The sequence below is a fragment of the Pseudoalteromonas sp. SR41-8 genome (genome assembly GCF_014163915.1).
GTDB lineage: Bacteria > Pseudomonadota > Gammaproteobacteria > Enterobacterales > Alteromonadaceae > Pseudoalteromonas > Pseudoalteromonas rhizosphaerae.
The window spans coordinates 1-317 of record NZ_JACJEE010000103.1 but is presented as its reverse complement, the minus strand read 5'-3'; the positions used below and the strand labels follow the sequence as shown (position 1 = coordinate 317).

At 46.1% G+C, this 317-nt stretch carries 1 protein-coding gene; it reads left to right on the top strand.

Features of this window, described 5'->3' with window-relative positions; genetic code table 11:
* Positions 1-201, top strand: a 201-nt coding sequence (locus H5162_RS21190; protein WP_182779458.1) for a S9 family peptidase, incomplete at its 5' end; no start/stop codon positions are given.
* Positions 202-317: the final 116 nt, after the last annotated feature.

Here is a 317-nt window from a genome sequence, read left to right as displayed (position 1 = left end):
CGTATGTACGCTGCGCTAAAAGGTTTAGGTAAAGAAGCGCGTTTAGTGATGTTACCTTACGAAGCTCACGGCTACCGTGCTCGCAAGAGTTTACTGCATGTGCTTTGGGAGCAAGAGCAATGGCTCGAAAAGTACTTGTTAAGTGACGAAGCTCCTGTAAGCGATGCTCAAGCAAATACTGAACCTTCTGTTTCAGAGTAAATTGAAAGCGCGGTTTATGCCGCGCTTGTTAATTTAATTATATGGGGAAGAAGACCCACCCTTAATCTCACGGCACCTTCCCAATGCAAAGCGAGCGTATGTACGCTGCGCTAAAA